The following is a 13,098-nucleotide window of genomic DNA, read 5'->3' on the forward strand; positions in this document are numbered from 1 at the left end:
GCGGCCCGGTTGCAGCTCTGCAGCCGGGCCGCCCTGCTTTCACCAGGCGAAGATCTTGCCCGGGTTCATGATGTTCTTCGGGTCGAGCGCGTGCTTGATCTGGCGCATCAGCGCCACCGCACCGGGCCCGGCCTCGTCGAGCAGGAAACCCATCTTGTGCAGGCCGATGCCGTGTTCGCCGGTGCAGGTGCCGGCCATCTGCAGCGCGCGCGCCACCAGGGTCCGGTTGACCTGCTCGGCGATCCGGCCCTCGTCGGGCGAGTCGGGATCGATCAGGAAACCGATGTGGAAATTGCCGTCGCCGACATGGCCGACCAGGAAATACGGCAGCCCGCAGGCGTCCACATCGGCCACCGTGTCGACGATGCACTCGGCCAGCCGCGAGATCGGCACGCAGGTGTCGGTCGAGATCGCCCGGCAGCCCGGCCGCGACTGCACGGCCGCGAAGTAGGCGTGGTGGCGCGCCGTCCACAGGCGGGTGCGTTCTTCCGGGGTCTCGGCCCACTCGAAGGATTCGCCGCCGTTTTCTGCCGCCAGCGCCTGCACCGTCTCGGCCTGCTCGCGCACGCTGGCCGGGCTGCCGTGGAACTCCATCAGCAGCATGTCCTGCTCGCGCAGGTCGAGCTTGTTGTGGCGGTTGACCATGCCCACCGTGCGCGCGTCGATCAGCTCGCAGCGCGCGATCGGCACGCCCATCTGGATCAGGCCGATGGTGGTGTCGACCGCCGCCGCGATGCTCGGGAAATGGCAGATCGCCGCCAGCACCGCCTCGGGCAGCGGGTAGAGCTTGAGCGTGATCTCGGTCATCACGCCCAGCGTGCCTTCGCTGCCGACGAACAACCGCGTCAGGTCGTAACCCGCGCTCGACTTGCGCGCCCGCGTGCCGGTGTGCACCAGCTCGCCGCTGGCGGTGACCACCGTCAGCGCCAGCACGTTCTCGCGCATGGTGCCGTAGCGCACCGCGTTGGTGCCTGATGCCCGGGTCGCACTCATGCCGCCGAGCGTGGCGTCGGCGCCCGGGTCGATCGGGAAGAACAGGCCGCTGTGGCGGATCTCGTTGTTGAGCTGCATGCGCGTGACGCCGGCCTGCACCGTCACCGTCAGGTCCTCGGGGTTGAGGCTCAGGATGCGGTTCATGCGCGACAGGTCCAGGCTCAGCCCGCCCTGCACCGCCAGCAGATGGCCTTCGAGCGACGAGCCGACGCCGAACGGAATCACCGGCACCGCGTGTTCGTGCGCGATCGCCACCGCGGCGGCGACGTCTTCGTTGCTCTCGCAGAACAGCACCGCCTCGGGCGCCGCGGTGTCGTAGGGCGATTCGTCGCGGCCATGCTGGTCGCGCACCGCCTGTGCGGTCGACAGCCGGCTGCCGAAGCGCTGCTGCAGCTGTTCGCGCATCGCCGCGGGCATCGGGCGTGGCCGGATCGCGGGTTGCCAGTCGTGGGAATGGGGGGCGTTCATCGCAGTCTCCGCGCTCGGGCTGGGGATCGCCCGGCTTGTCCGGCGATTCTAGGCACCCGGCCGAGCCGCCCGGCGGTGTCGGCGCCGGCCGGTATTCGAGGCAAGATCGGCCCATGAGCAACTCCCAAGCAACACCGTCCGGGCCGGGTGAGGCCGCTGCGCCCGGCGCCGCGTGTGTCGATGAACGGGCCGCGCACGAACTGGCCGTGCTTTACCCCGACCTGGCCGCCGTTGCGCCCCCGCACTGGCGTGAGGACGTGGCGCGCCTGGGCCCGCCGGTGTCGGTGCCTGCAGGTGCCGTGCTGTTCGACGAAGGCGCGCCGTGCCGGGGTTTCCCGCTGGTGATCGAAGGCGCGGTGCGCGTCGCGCGCGGCACGCCCAACGGCCGCGCGCTCGAGCTCTACCGGGTGCTGCCCGGCGAGGTCTGCATCGTCTCGTCGGCCTGCCTGTTCGGCCAGATCGCGTTGACCGCACACGGCGTGAGCCTGCAGCCCAGCCGCCTGCTGCTGCTGCCGGCCGACCTGGTGCTGCGCTGGTGTGCGCACGAGCCGTTCCGGCGCTTCATCTTCGGCCAGTTCGCCGGGCGCATGGCCGACCTGATCACGCTGGCCGAGGCGGTCGCCTTCCAGCGCCTCGACCAGCGGCTGGCCGGCGCGCTGCTGGGGCGCGGCGCCACCTTGCACGTCACCCACCAGCAGCTCGCCGACGAGCTCGGCACCGTGCGCGAGATCGTCACCCGGCTGCTCAAGCGCTTCGAGCAGGCGGGCTGGGTCGAACTCGGCCGCGAGCGGGTGCGCTTACTCGATCCGGCGGCATTGCGCCAGCTCGCCGGCGGCGAGCCGGGTCGGATTGCGTGAACGATTTCTTGTGTGACCGTGGTCACTGAAGCACCGAGGCGGGCCGAGCACACTGTGGTCACACCGGCAAGGCGCCGGGTCAACCCCTGGAGCTCTCTCATGAAGATCAATGTTGGCGGCATCGACCGCATCCTGCGCATCATCGCCGGCCTCGCCCTGATTGCCCTGACCTTGACCGGCACCATCGGCGTGTGGGGCTGGATCGGTGTCGTGCCGCTGGCCACCGGCCTGCTGAAGTTCTGCCCGGTCTACTCGATCCTCGGTTTCAACAGCTGCCCGATGAGCGCCAAGTGAGCGCCGCGCCGGCCTAGCGTGCGGGCGCCTGGCGCCCGCTGCCGGCCGGCGGATCGGTGTCGTTCGTGTCGCTTGCATCGCTTGCGCTGCGGTAGGCGGCGAACACGTCCCGCAGCGCCGGCGCCTTGCTGCCGGCGCGTGTCAGCAGGCGCTCCAGTTCCTGCAGGTGGCGGCGCATCTCGGCCGCGCCTGCCGCGCCGCTGCCGGTCAGTGCGTCGATCAGTTCGGTGTGCCGGTGCGCGACGCAGGCGGGCTGGCCGGGGTTCTGGTACAGCGCCATCAGGATCGAGGTGGTCGGCAGCAGTTCGTCGAGCAGACGCACGAACACCGGGTTGCCGCACATCTGCGCCAGCGCGCGGTGGAACTGCCCCGACAGCCGGATCGACGCCGGCCGGTCGCCACGCGCGTCGGCCGCCGCTTCGGCGCTCACCATCTCGCGCAACTGCGCCAGCTGCTCGGCACTGAGCTGGCCGGCCAGCCGGCGCGCGATCTCGCACTCGACCACCCGGCGCGCATCGAACACGTGCGCCGCCTCGGCCAGGCTGGGCTGCGGCACCTGCGCGCCGCGGTTGTGGTGCAGCTCGATCACCTGGTCCTGCGCCAGCCGGTGCAGCGCCTGGCGCACCACGGTGCGCGAGACCGCGAAGCTCGCGGCCAGTTCTTCCTCGCGCAGGCGCATGCCCGGACTCAGGCGGTGTTCGAGGATCGCGCCGTAGATGCCGTCGTAGACACGCTGTGTGGCGGTGGTCGGTGCCGTGCCGTCGAGGGCGGCCGGGGCGCTGCGCGTGCGCGGGCTTCGGGTGCGGGGCGGGGCGGTCATCGGGGCAGGTTCATGGCGGCCGTGATTGTTGCCCGCGGCGGTGCCGACATCCGCACGCGGCGCGGCGATCAGGCGGCGCGCTGTCGCCTTTGCCACAGCCAGACGGTGGCCAGCGTCAGCCCCATCACCAGGAACGACACCACCGTCGTGACCGTGCCGAGCGCGTAGATCACCGGCGTGGTCACGGTGGTCGTCAGGCCCTGCAGTTCGAGCGGCAGGGTGTTGAGGTCGCCCATCGCCTGCGAGCTGCGCGCGATCTCGTCCCAGCTGAGCGTGAAACCGAACATGCCCACGCCGACCAGGCTCGGCCCGATCAGCGGCAGCACCACGTGCACGAAGCTCTGCCACGGCGTGGCGCCGAGGTCGCGCGCGGCCTCTTCATACGCCGGGTTGAAGCGGTTGAAGACCGCGAACATGATCAAGAGGCCGAACGGCAGCGTCCAGGTCAGCTGCGCGCCCAGGCCCGAGCTGAACAGGCCGAGCGTGGTGTTGAAGGTCTCGGCGGCGGCCGGCCACCAGGCTTCGAGCCCGGCTTTCAGGCCGGTGTCGAGCAGCCGGAACATCAGGCCGATGCCCAGCGAGACGATGATCGACGGCATGATCAGGCTCGCCACCACCACGTAGAACAGCGGCGTGCCACCGGGCAATCGCTTGCGATACGCCAGGCCCGCCAGCAGCGCGAAGCCCACGGTCAATGCCATGACCACCGCGCCCAGCGCCAGCGAGCGCCGGAACGCCGCGCCGATGTCGATCACGCCGATGCCTTCCCAGAGCTTGGCGAACCAGTGCAGCGAGACGCCGCGCAGCGGGAAGGTCAGGCCACCCTCCGGGCCCTGGAAGCTCAGCACGAAGATCGCGAGCATCGGGCCGTAGAGAAAGATCACGAAGGCCGTGAAGACCGCGCCGAGCAGCCAGAAGCTGGCCGGGCGCGAGGGGCGGGGGGGCTTGGCCATCAGAGTTCCTTGCGCAGGTTCACCAGCCGCATCAGCGTGGCGATCATCATCAGCACCACCGCCAGCAGGATCACCGCGTTGGCGGCGGCGAGCGGAAACTGCAGGTAGCTCGCCTGCACCTGGATGATCTTGCCGACCGAGGCGATCTGCTGGCCGCCCATCACGCCCACCGTCACGAAGTCGCCCATGACGAGGGCCACGACGAAGATCGAGCCGATGATCAGCCCGGTGCGCGAGAGCGGCAGCACCACGTGGCGCACGGTCTGCCAGGGCGTGGCGCCGGCATCGCGGGCGGCCTCGATCAGGCTGCGGTCGATGCGCATCAGGGTGTTGAAGATCGGCACGATCATGAACATCGTGTACAGGTGCACGAAGGCCAGCACGACCGAGAACTCGGAGAACAGCAGCCACTCGATCGGCGTGTCGATCAGCCCCGCGCCCTGCAGCCCCTGGTTGACCAGCCCGTTGCGTCCGAGCAGCGGCACCCACGAGATCATGCGGATCACGTTGCTGGTCCAGAACGGCACCGTGCAGACGATGAACAGCACCATCTGCATCAGCTGTGTCTTGACGTGGAAGGCCAGGAAATACGCGATCGAAAAGCCCAGCAACGCCGTCACGATCCAGGTCAGCACGCCGAAACGCAGCGTCGAGAGGTAGGTCTTGAACGTGACGCACAGGTCGCCGTCGGCCGTCACCGGGCAGCCGGTGAAGACATCGGCATAGCTCTGCACGGTGAAGGCAGGGATCAGCTCGTATTCGGTCGCCTGCCAGAAGCTCACCATCAGGATGAGCAGCAGCGGCACGACAAAAAACAGCACGAACACCGCCGTCAGCGGCGCCGCCTGAAGCCAGGCGTAGAGGGCTGTGCGGGAGGCGCGGGTGCTGTTTTTCATCGCTTTTTACGGTTCGATCGTCAGGCGGCGACGAACTCGTTCCACTTCTGGACCATGTAGGCGTTTTCGTCCATCACCGCGTTCCAGCAGGCGATGCCGCCCATGCGGGCCTCGTAGCTGCCGCCGTCGCGGATCGAGCCGGTCTTGGCCAGCACGTCGCCGTTCGGGCTCTTGATGTCCTGGCTGGCGGCCTTGCCTTCCATCCAGTAGGCCCACTCGTAGGCCTCCATCTTGGCCTTGGCGGTCTCCAGCACGGCGCTGTAGTAGCCCTGGCGGTTCAGGTAGGCACCGGCCCAGCCGTCGAGGAACCAGTTGATGAACTCGTAGACGCCGTCGGCCTTGCGCCCGGTCACGCTCTTGGGCACGCCGAAGCCGGCAGCCCAGGCGCGATAGCCCTCTTTGAGCGGCTGGAAGGTGCAGGCGATGCCCTTGGTGCGCACCGCGGTCACGGCCGGCGACCACATCGACTGGATCACCACTTCGCCCGAGGCCATCAGATTCACCGACTCGTTGAAGTCCTTCCACAGGCTGCGGAACTGGCCGGCCTTCTTCGCTTCGATCAGGGTCTTGATCGTCAGGTCGATTTCCTTCTTCGTCATGTTCCCCTTGTCGGGGTACTTGTACAGGCCCATCGCCTCGACCACCATCGCCGCGTCCATGATGCCGATCGACGGGATGTTCAGGATCGCCGCCTTGCCCTTGAACTCGGGGTTCAGCAGCTCGGCCCAGGAGCTGATCGGGCGCTTGATCAGGTCGGGGCGGATGCCCAGCGTGTCGGCGTTGTAGACGGTCGGGATCAGCGTCATGAAGCCGGTCGGCGAGGCCGCGAACTTCTTGCCGGTCGGGCCGTCCAGGTACATCACCTTCTTGGGTGCCGTGCCCTGGTCGCCGACCTTCTTGCCGGCCACCTCACCCTTGGTGAACAGGCTGGTGATCTTGTCGGCGTTCTTGATGCGCTTGACGTCGATGCCCAGCAGGTTGCCGGTGGGCACGATCTTCTTGAGCGAGAAGTACTCGGTGTCGATCAGGTCGAAGCTGTTGGGCGCAGTGACGGCGCGCTTGGTGACGTCGTCGGTCGTGACCGGGATGTACTGGATCTTGATGCCGGTGTCGGCCTCGAACTTGTCGGCGATCGCCTTGTCCTGGTTCACCGCGGTGCCCAGGTAGCGCAGCACGATCTTTTCCTGCGCATGCACGAAGGGGAAGCCGGTGATGCCGGTGGCGGCCACGCCCGCGCCTGCGGCGGTCTTCAGGAAGCGGCGGCGTTGCGGCTCGGCAGCGCTGGCGTCGACATCGGGGCGGGACTGGGACTGGTTGTCATCAGACATGGCGAGCACTCCTGGGGAGAGGTGGGGGCGAGGGAACGGAAATTCGGGACGTGAGGGGCGTGGCGCCGACGCGGATGCGGCCGTTCAGGCCGCCAGCGCGTGGGCGTCGGCGGCCCACCAGCGCATCGCCACCCGGTGGCCGGGCGCCATCGGCGCGGCGTGGAAGCTGGCGTCGGACAGGGTGGCGGTCCAGCGCTCGGCGTCTTCGGCGTCAGCGGCCGACTCGGCCATCAGGTGCACCTGCACCTGCGCGCCCTGGTACTCGACCGCGGCCACCGTGACCACCGTTTCGCCGGCATCGGGCTCGACCAGATTGAGCCGGTCGCAGCGCACCGCCACCTTGCCGGCGGGCGTGTCGATGATGTTGTGCGCGCCGATGAAGCGCGCCACGAATTCGGTGCGCGGGCGCTCGAAGACCTCGCGCGCGCTGCCGGCCTGCTCGATGCGGCCGTGGTTCATCACCACCACCAGATCGGCCAGCGCCATCGCCTCTTCCTGGCTGTGCGTGACGTGCACGAAGCTCATGCCCAGGCTCTGATGCCAGCGCTTGAGCTCGGCGCGCATCTTCACGCGCAGGAACGGATCGAGCGCCGACAGCGGCTCGTCGAGCAGCAGCACCTTGGGCCGCATCATCAGCGCGCGCGCCAGCGCCACGCGCTGCTGCTGGCCGCCCGACAGCGCGGCGGGCAGGCGCGCCGCGTACGGGTCCATCGCCACCAGCTGCAGCAGCTCGTGGGCGCGGGCCTCGCGCTCGGCGCGCGCCACACCCTTCATGCGGGCGCTGAACGCCACGTTCTCCAGCACCGTCAGGTGCGGGAACAGCGCATAGCTCTGGAACATCATCGCCGTGCCGCGTGCGGCAGGGCTCAGGTGCGTGATCTCGCGCCCGCCCAGGGCGATCTGGCCTTCGGTCGGCTCCTCGTGGCCGGCAATCATGCGCAGCGTCGAGGTCTTGCCGCAACCCGAAGGGCCGAGCAGGCAGCAGTAGCTGCCGGCGGCGATCTTCAGGTTGATGCCGGCCACGGCGAGCGACTGGCCGTAGTCCTTGACCAGGTCGATCAGTTCCAGATCGGTGCGTGTACTCATGTCCGGCTTTGTATGCAATGCGTGTGCCAGTCGATCCGGTTGCACAGCCGATCCCGCCATCCCGCGTGCCTGCGCCCGAGGGAGAGAGCGGGCAGGAATGCACATCGGCGCAGCTCTTGCATGGCCCATCCGCATGCCCCACGCCGGATTCCCGGCGCCCCGGGACGGTGCGGAATCCGCGCCGCGGCCCGTTCAAGACCCCGAGCTTGTGCATGTTTTGTATGCAAAGCGAGCCAAACCCGAGCCAGAGACCGAGATGAAACTGCTGATCGTCAACCCGAACACCTCGTCGGCCATGACCGAGGGCATCGGCCGCGCCGCGCAGGCCGTGGCCGCGCCCGGCACCCGCATCGTCGCCACGCAGCCGAGCTTCGGGCCGCTGTCGATCGAGGGCCATTTCGACGAGACCATCGCCGCCGCCGGCGTGGCCGAGCAGGTGCGCCTGCATGCCGGCCCGGACGTGGTCGACGCGCCGTCGGGCATCGTCATCGCCTGCTTCGGCGACCCCGGCCTCGACGCCGCGCGCGAGGCCGCCACCGCGCCGGTGCTGGGCATCGCCGAGGCGGCCTTCCACGCCGCGAGCTTCCTGGCCACCGGCTTCTCGGTCGTCACCACGATGACGCGCACCTGCGTGATCGCCGAGCACCTGGTGCAGAAGTACGGCTTCGAGCACCGCTGCCGCGGCGTGCACGGCACCGACATCCCGGTGCTGGCGCTCGAGGACGGCGGCGCCGGCTGTGTCGACGCCATCGAGGCCGCCGCCCGCGAGGCGCTGGCGCGCGACCGCAGCGGCGCCATCGTGCTCGGCTGCGCCGGCATGGCCGCGCTGTGCGCCACGCTGAGCGCGCGCCTGGGCGTGCCGGTGATCGACGGCGTCGCCGCGGCGGTCAAGTTTGCCGAGGCGCTGGCGGCGCTCGGCCTGCAGACCGGCAAGCAGGGCGACTACGCCCGGCCGCTGCCGAAGGTCTACACCGGCTGGGCGGCGCCGCTGGGCTGGTGAGCCCGCGCCGACCGCGCCGACGGCTGCGACCGCTCCGATAATCCGGCCCGGACGAACTTCGTGTGGCAAGCGCCGGGACGTGCCGGCGCTGCAGTCCACCCGGTCATGACCCATCGACAAGCCATCGGACGCGCGAGCGTCGTGCGACGTTACGGATCTGCTACCGCAGCCATCGCTGCGGTCGTCGGGCTGCGCGTGCTGCTCGCGCCGAGCCTGGGCGACCAGGCCCAGTTCGCCCCGGTGCTCTGTGCGGTCGTGTTCGCCGCCTGGCACGGCGGTTTCGGCCCGGCCCTGTTCGCGGTGCTGTTCGGGGCGCTGGCGACCCGCTACTTCGTGCTCGAGCCGATCGGCAGCCTGGCGATCGACGGGCGCGATCAGCAGGTCGGCCTGGCGGTCTACCTGCTCTCCGGGCTCGGCATCGCAGCCCTCGGCGGCTCGATGCACAAGGCCGAGCGGCGTGCCAACGAGGTCGCCGAGCAGCTCAAGCTCAAGGGCGCGCTGATCGAGAACGCGCTCGAGCCGGTGCTCGGCTGGGACTGGGACGGCCGCATCACGTTCTGGAACCGTGCCGCGCAGCGGCTCTACGGCTACAGCCGCGACGATGCGCTGGGCTGCACCAGCCATGAACTCCTGCGAACCCGGGTCCACGGGCAGGGTGGGGCTTTCATGGACCGGCTGGCCGCCGACGGCGCCTTCGAGGGCGAGCTGCGCCAGCGCACCCGCGACGGCCGCGAGATCGTCGTCGAGACCCGCATGGTCAGGGTGATGCGCGACGACGGCTCGGCCTACGTGATCGAGGCGAACCGGGATGTCACCGCTCGCACCGAGGCGCAGGCCGCGATGCAGCAGCTCAATGCCGAGCTGGAGAGCCGGGTGCGCGAGCGCACCGACGCGCTGTCGCGCAACAACGAACTGCTGGCGGCGAGCCGGGCGCGGCTGGCCAGCATCGTCGATTCGGCGATGGACGCGATCGTCACGCTCGACGGCCGGCAGCAGATCGTGCTGTTCAACGCCGCCGCCGAGCGCATGTTCGGCCTGTCGGCTGCGCAGGCGCTGGGGCAGCCGCTCGAGCGGCTGATCCCGCCGCGCTTTCGGGGCGGCCACCCGGCGCATGTCGACGGCTTCGACGCCCGGGGCGACAGCGCTGCGGTGCGGTCGATGCGCGCGACTCCGTCGGGCGGCGAACTGCTGGGCCTGCGCGCCGACGGCACCGAGTTCCCGGTCGAGGCGTCGATCTCGCGCACCGATGTCAACGGCGACAAGCTGTTCACCGTGATCCTGCGCGACATCACCGAACGCAGCCGGGCCGAGGAGGCCGCGGTGCGGCTGCGCATCGCCGAAGAACAGGCCGTGATCGCGCAGCGCGACAGTCGCATGAAAAGCGAGTTCCTGGCGTCGATGTCGCACGAGCTGCGCACGCCGCTGAACGCCATCCTCGGCTTCACCGATCTGCTGCTGATGAAGGGGGCGGGCCCGCTGACCCCGGACCAGGAGAAGAAGCTGCGCCACATCCATGCCGGCGGCAGCCGCCAGCTGTCGCTGATCGGCGATCTGCTCGATCTGGCACGCATCGAGGCGGGCCGTTTCCCGGTCAGCATCGCGCAGGTGGTGTGCACCGACGTCATCCAGAAGGTCGTGCGCGGCCTGCAGCCGGCGGTCGCGTCCAAGGGCCTGCAACTGACGGCCGACGTTCCCGGCTCGATCGAGGCGGTCCGGAGCGACGCGGTGGTGCTGGCCAAGATCGTCCGGCTGCTGGCCGACAACGCGGTCAAGTTCACCGAGGCGGGCCGCGTGACGCTGTCGGTGCATCAGCATCGGGAGGGGGCGGGCGTGCTCGTCACCGGCATCAGCGTGAGCGACACCGGCCCCGGCATCCGGCCCGAGGATCAGGACAAGCTGTTTCTCGCCTTCATCCAGGGGGACGGCGCGAGCACCCGCCAGCACGGCGGGCTCGGCCTGGGCTTGCACCTGTCGAACAAGCTGGCCGGCCTGATCGGCGCGCAGATCGAGTTCCGCAGCGAGTTCGGCCAGGGCAGCGTGTTCACGCTGCGGCTGGCGCAGGACGAGGCGGCACCGGCCTCGTCGCCGCTCAGTCGAACACCGGTACCGGACCGTCCTTGAGCGTGCCGCGCCGGCTCTGATAATCGGGCATCACCGAGTGCACCACCGCCCAGAAGGCCGGGCTGTGGTTCATCTCGCGCAGGTGGGCGAGCTCGTGCACCACCACGTAGTCGATGCTGGCCAGGCCGAAGTGGATCAGCCGCCAGTTCAGCCGCACCGTGCCGTCGGCGCTGGCGCTGCCCCAGCGGGTTTGCGCCGAACTCAGGCGCAGGCGCCTGACCTGCACGCCCAGCTGCGGCGCGTAGTGGCCGCAGCGCGCCTCGAACAGCTGCAGCGCCTGGCGCTGCAGCCAGCGCTGCACGCCTTCGCGGATCTGCGCCGCGTCGGCCTGCAGCGGCAGGCCGATGTGCAGCCGTCGCTCGGGCGGCTCGGCGATCGCATCGGTGTGGGCGGGGGGCGTTGCGGCCGGTTCGTGCAGCAGCACGCCGCGCACGCCGGGGTCGAGCACCAGCACCAGCGTGCCGCCCAGGAACGGCAGCCGGGTGCCGTCGCGCCATTCGAGGCGCGCGGCCTCGACCCGCTGCCGCCGCTCGCCCTGGTCGGCCAGCTTGCGCAGGATCCAGCGCTCCTTGCTGGCCAGCGCGGCGTCGATCTCGGGCTGGCCGACCCAGCGCGGCGCGCTCACCGCCAGGCCCTCGGTGCCGATCACGAAGCCGATGGTGCGGCGGCGGGCGCGCTTGAGCTCGTAGGCGATGGCCTGGCCGCCCAGGCTGATCTCGCGGTTGCCGCGCGGGTGGCGCAGCAGGCCGGTGGGCCGGGGCGCGGCAGGTGCTGCCGGGACGAGCGCTGCCGCCGCGACCGGCGCCGGTGCAGCGGGGCCGGCGGACACGGGCGTGGCCGCGGGTTCGGTGCGCGTGCCGGCGCTGGTGTCGCCGTACAGCAGCGGCAGGCTCAGCTGCAGATCCGGGCTGTCAGGGGCTGGCCGGCGCTTCATGGGGGGGATAGGCCTCGGGATCGAGCCGGCGCATCTCGCCTTCGATCCAGGCTTCGACCTCGCGCATCAGGTCGTCGGGGCGGCGCCCGGCCGGCTCGATCGGTTTGCCGATTGACACGTCGATCACGCCCGGGCGCAGCAGGAAGCTCTTGCGCGGCCAGCAGCGTGCCGAGGTCACGGCGATCGGCACCAGCGGCGTGCCGGTGGCCACGGCCAGGCGCGAGGCGCCGGTCTTGTAGGCGCCCTGGCTGCCACGCGGGGTGCGGGTGCCTTCGGGGAACATGATCATCCAGGTGCCGCCGGCCATGATCTGCGTGCCCTGCTCGACCACCTTGCGCCAGGCTTCGGACTGCCGGGCGCGGTTGATGTGCACCATGTCGAGCCGGGCGATGGCCCAGCCGAAGAACGGGATGTAGAGCAGCTCGCGCTTGAAGACGTAGGCCAGCGGGTGCGGCATGATGGCCGGGAAGGCGAAGGTCTCCCAGGTCGACTGGTGCTTGGGCACCAGGATCACGGCGGCCCGGCCGTTGGCCGCGCTCGGCACGTTCTCCAGGCCCTGCACGCGGTACTGCACGCCGCAGATCCGGCGCGCACCCCAGATCGCCAGCCGCAGCCAGCCGGTGCACAGCCAGTAGAGCGGCGTGCCGCGCACCCCGATCGACGCCACCACCGCGACGATCGCCCACGGCATCACCGTCACGATCAGGAACAGCAGGTACAGGAAGGAACGGAGATAGATCATCAGCGGCGAGCGTCCTGGCTCTTGCGGCGGTCGGCGGCAATCAAGGTTTCGGCAAAGGCGGCCAGGTCGGCGTGCACGGTGACGTCGCCGACGAGTTCATGCAGGCGCGCCAGGCCGGCCTCGTCGATCCCGGCCGAGCGGCCGCTGAGCACCAGGTGGGTCTTGCAGCCGGCGTTGCGGGCGGCCTGCATGTCGCGCAGCGAGTCGCCCACCGCGTGCATCTCGTGGGTCTCGACGCCCATGCGATCGGCGATGTCCTCGAACAGGCCGGGCAGCGGCTTGCGGCAGGTGCAATGGTCCTCGGGCGCGTGCGGGCAGAAGAACACCGCGTCGATGCGCCCGCCCAGGCGCGCCAGCTCCTCGTTCATCTTCTGGTGGATGGCGTTGAGCGTGGACATGTCGAACAGCCCGCGCCCCAGGCCCGACTGGTTGGTGGCGACCACCACATGCCAGCCGGCCTGGTGCAGCCGCGCGATGGCTTCGAGCGCGCCGGGGATGGGCTGCCATTCCTCGGGCGTCTTGACGTGGTCGTCGCGCAACTCGTTGAGCGTGCCGTCGCGGTCGACGACCACGATCTTCAGGGGGTTGCGTTCGGACATCGTGTGC

The 13,098-nt window shown here is 70.1% G+C and carries 13 protein-coding genes; 4 read left to right on the top strand and 9 right to left on the bottom strand.

Going from position 1 to position 13,098, the window contains the following annotated elements; all coding sequences use genetic code 11:
* Positions 1–39 precede the first annotated feature (39 nt).
* The gene (locus tag LCHO_RS01010) at positions 40–1,461 is read right to left on the bottom strand and encodes an FAD-binding oxidoreductase (protein ID WP_012345239.1); all 1,422 of its coding nucleotides are present in this window, start codon (positions 1,459–1,461) and stop codon (positions 40–42) included.
* A 113-nt stretch (positions 1,462–1,574) separates the two neighbouring features.
* Here LCHO_RS01010 and LCHO_RS01015 point away from each other — a divergent pair, with 113 nt between their 5' ends.
* Positions 1,575–2,318 carry a Crp/Fnr family transcriptional regulator gene (locus tag LCHO_RS01015; protein ID WP_012345240.1) on the top strand — a complete coding sequence of 248 codons (744 nt, stop codon included), beginning with the start codon at positions 1,575–1,577 and terminating at the stop codon, positions 2,316–2,318.
* 99 nt (positions 2,319–2,417) lie between these two features.
* Entirely contained in the window at positions 2,418–2,612 is a 195-nt protein-coding gene (locus LCHO_RS01020) for a YgaP family membrane protein (protein ID WP_012345241.1), read from the top strand.
* A gap of 13 nt (positions 2,613–2,625) precedes the next feature.
* On the opposite strand, the gene LCHO_RS01025 is transcribed toward LCHO_RS01020, so the two are convergent.
* The 5 genes from LCHO_RS01025 to LCHO_RS01045 all read right to left on the bottom strand — a co-directional run bounded on the left by LCHO_RS01025 (position 2,626) and on the right by LCHO_RS01045 (position 7,695).
* Entirely contained in the window at positions 2,626–3,432 is an 807-nt protein-coding gene (locus LCHO_RS01025) for a GntR family transcriptional regulator (RefSeq protein ID WP_012345242.1), read from the bottom strand.
* Positions 3,433–3,500: 68 nt separating this feature from the next.
* Entirely contained in the window at positions 3,501–4,385 is an 885-nt protein-coding gene (locus tag LCHO_RS01030) for an ABC transporter permease (RefSeq protein ID WP_012345243.1), read from the bottom strand.
* Positions 4,385–5,281 (bottom strand): ABC transporter permease, encoded by an 897-nt coding sequence (locus LCHO_RS01035; protein ID WP_012345244.1) that lies wholly within the window; start codon positions 5,279–5,281, stop codon positions 4,385–4,387. Before LCHO_RS01035 ends, LCHO_RS01030 begins: the two co-directional genes overlap by 1 nt.
* 20 nt (positions 5,282–5,301) lie before the next feature.
* Positions 5,302–6,609, bottom strand: coding sequence for an ABC transporter substrate-binding protein (locus LCHO_RS01040; protein ID WP_012345245.1), 1,308 nt, complete (start codon positions 6,607–6,609; stop codon positions 5,302–5,304).
* An 84-nt stretch (positions 6,610–6,693) separates the two neighbouring features.
* Positions 6,694–7,695 carry an ABC transporter ATP-binding protein gene (locus tag LCHO_RS01045; RefSeq protein WP_012345246.1) on the bottom strand — a complete coding sequence of 334 codons (1,002 nt, stop codon included), beginning with the start codon at positions 7,693–7,695 and terminating at the stop codon, positions 6,694–6,696.
* A 256-nt stretch (positions 7,696–7,951) separates the two neighbouring features.
* Between LCHO_RS01045 and LCHO_RS01050 the strand changes: the two genes are divergently transcribed.
* Complete coding sequence (locus LCHO_RS01050) at positions 7,952–8,695, top strand: aspartate/glutamate racemase family protein (RefSeq protein WP_012345247.1); 744 nt, start codon at positions 7,952–7,954, stop codon at positions 8,693–8,695.
* A 105-nt stretch (positions 8,696–8,800) separates the two neighbouring features.
* Positions 8,801–10,816, top strand: coding sequence for a PAS domain S-box protein (locus LCHO_RS01055; RefSeq protein ID WP_012345248.1), 2,016 nt, complete (start codon positions 8,801–8,803; stop codon positions 10,814–10,816).
* Here the strand turns inward: LCHO_RS01055 and LCHO_RS01060 are convergent.
* The 3 genes from LCHO_RS01060 to gmhB are packed head-to-tail and all read right to left on the bottom strand — an operon-like array spanning position 10,785 to position 13,091.
* A complete protein-coding gene (locus LCHO_RS01060; protein ID WP_012345249.1) occupies positions 10,785–11,750 on the bottom strand; it encodes a M48 family metallopeptidase in 966 nt (321 codons plus the stop codon). The genes LCHO_RS01055 and LCHO_RS01060 overlap by 32 nt on opposite strands.
* Positions 11,728–12,492 (bottom strand): lysophospholipid acyltransferase family protein, encoded by a 765-nt coding sequence (locus tag LCHO_RS01065; RefSeq protein WP_012345250.1) that lies wholly within the window; start codon positions 12,490–12,492, stop codon positions 11,728–11,730. The genes LCHO_RS01060 and LCHO_RS01065 overlap by 23 nt, the downstream gene beginning before the upstream one ends.
* Positions 12,492–13,091, bottom strand: a complete 600-nt coding sequence (gene gmhB / locus LCHO_RS01070) for a D-glycero-beta-D-manno-heptose 1,7-bisphosphate 7-phosphatase (protein WP_012345251.1) — start codon at positions 13,089–13,091, stop codon at positions 12,492–12,494. The genes LCHO_RS01065 and gmhB overlap by 1 nt, the downstream gene beginning before the upstream one ends.
* Positions 13,092–13,098: the final 7 nt, after the last annotated feature.

This window comes from Leptothrix cholodnii SP-6 (genome assembly GCF_000019785.1).
In the GTDB taxonomy this organism is placed as follows: Bacteria; Pseudomonadota; Gammaproteobacteria; order Burkholderiales; family Burkholderiaceae_C; genus Sphaerotilus; species Sphaerotilus cholodnii.

Bases quoted from the DNA above. Each gene is read 5' to 3' on its own strand.
- LCHO_RS01065 (WP_012345250.1), bottom strand. From the start codon at position 12,492: ATGATCTATCTCCGTTCCTTCCTGTACCTGCTGTTCCTGATCGTGACG.
- LCHO_RS01030 (WP_012345243.1), bottom strand. From the start codon at position 4,385: ATGGCCAAGCCCCCCCGCCCCTCGCGCCCGGCCAGCTTCTGGCTGCTC.
- LCHO_RS01055 (WP_012345248.1), top strand. From the start codon at position 8,801: ATGACCCATCGACAAGCCATCGGACGCGCGAGCGTCGTGCGACGTTAC.
- LCHO_RS01025 (WP_012345242.1), bottom strand. From the start codon at position 3,432: ATGACCGCCCCGCCCCGCACCCGAAGCCCGCGCACGCGCAGCGCCCCG.
- LCHO_RS01045 (WP_012345246.1), bottom strand. From the start codon at position 7,695: ATGAGTACACGCACCGATCTGGAACTGATCGACCTGGTCAAGGACTAC.
- LCHO_RS01040 (WP_012345245.1), bottom strand. From the start codon at position 6,609: ATGTCTGATGACAACCAGTCCCAGTCCCGCCCCGATGTCGACGCCAGC.
- LCHO_RS01020 (WP_012345241.1), top strand. From the start codon at position 2,418: ATGAAGATCAATGTTGGCGGCATCGACCGCATCCTGCGCATCATCGCC.
- LCHO_RS01060 (WP_012345249.1), bottom strand. From the start codon at position 11,750: ATGAAGCGCCGGCCAGCCCCTGACAGCCCGGATCTGCAGCTGAGCCTG.
- LCHO_RS01015 (WP_012345240.1), top strand. From the start codon at position 1,575: ATGAGCAACTCCCAAGCAACACCGTCCGGGCCGGGTGAGGCCGCTGCG.
- LCHO_RS01035 (WP_012345244.1), bottom strand. From the start codon at position 5,281: ATGAAAAACAGCACCCGCGCCTCCCGCACAGCCCTCTACGCCTGGCTT.
- gmhB (WP_012345251.1), bottom strand. From the start codon at position 13,091: ATGTCCGAACGCAACCCCCTGAAGATCGTGGTCGTCGACCGCGACGGC.
- LCHO_RS01010 (WP_012345239.1), bottom strand. From the start codon at position 1,461: ATGAACGCCCCCCATTCCCACGACTGGCAACCCGCGATCCGGCCACGC.
- LCHO_RS01050 (WP_012345247.1), top strand. From the start codon at position 7,952: ATGAAACTGCTGATCGTCAACCCGAACACCTCGTCGGCCATGACCGAG.